This window comes from Neoalteromonas arenosi (assembly GCF_030362855.1).
GTDB lineage: Bacteria > Pseudomonadota > Gammaproteobacteria > Enterobacterales > Alteromonadaceae > Alteromonas_E > Alteromonas_E arenosi.
The window spans coordinates 1-1,026 of record NZ_JAUCBP010000004.1; the positions used below are offsets into that span (position 1 = coordinate 1).

Annotated in this window: 2 rRNA genes; both read left to right on the top strand. The window is 51.0% G+C overall.

What is annotated here, in order from left to right:
* Positions 1–761, top strand: a 23S ribosomal RNA gene (locus QTP81_RS04185); the annotation flags it as partial.
* Positions 762–942: 181 nt separating this feature from the next.
* A 5S ribosomal RNA gene (rrf, locus tag QTP81_RS04190) occupies positions 943–1,026 on the top strand; the annotation flags it as partial.

Here is a 1,026-nt window from a genome sequence, read left to right on the forward strand (position 1 = left end):
GTCGCCAGATGATGTGGAGCCGTCCTTGAAATACCACCCTTGTATGTTTGATGTTCTAACATTGGCCCCTTATCGGGGTTGTGGACAGTGTCTGGTGGGTAGTTTGACTGGGGCGGTCTCCTCCCAAATAGTAACGGAGGAGCACGAAGGTTAGCTAATCACGGTCGGACATCGTGAGGTTAGTGCAATGGCATAAGCTAGCTTAACTGCGAGACAGACACGTCGAGCAGGTACGAAAGTAGGTCATAGTGATCCGGTGGTTCTGAATGGAAGGGCCATCGCTCAACGGATAAAAGGTACTCCGGGGATAACAGGCTGATACCGCCCAAGAGTTCATATCGACGGCGGTGTTTGGCACCTCGATGTCGGCTCATCACATCCTGGGGCTGAAGTCGGTCCCAAGGGTATGGCTGTTCGCCATTTAAAGTGGTACGCGAGCTGGGTTTAGAACGTCGTGAGACAGTTCGGTCCCTATCTGGTGTGGGCGTTGGATGATTGAGGGGAGCTGCTCCTAGTACGAGAGGACCGGAGTGGACGAACCGCTGGTGTTCGGGTTGTTTTGCCAAAGGCATTGCCCGGTAGCTACGTTCGGAACGGATAACCGCTGAAAGCATCTAAGCGGGAAGCCGGCCCCAAGATGAGTCATCCCTGGACGTAAGTCCTGGAAGGGTTGTTATAGACGATGACGTTGATAGGCAGGGTGTGGAAGCGTTGTAAGGCGTTAAGCTAACCTGTACTAATTGCCCGAGAGGCTTAACCATACAACACCTAATGGGTTTGTATGTGACGATTGCTTTGCAAGTCGCGCTCTTGAATTAAATGTATCAGTGATTCCAAATGTTAAAATTTTAAGTAAGGCTGACTTAACACACTCCTTGAGAGTACTGTGAGTCCTCCTTGCGCAAATGTCATCCTACGGATGAATTTGCACGACAGTTTATGTCTGGCGACAATAGCGACGTGGTACCACCTGACTCCATTCCGAACTCAGAAGTGAAACACGTTAGCGGCGATGGTAGTGTGGGG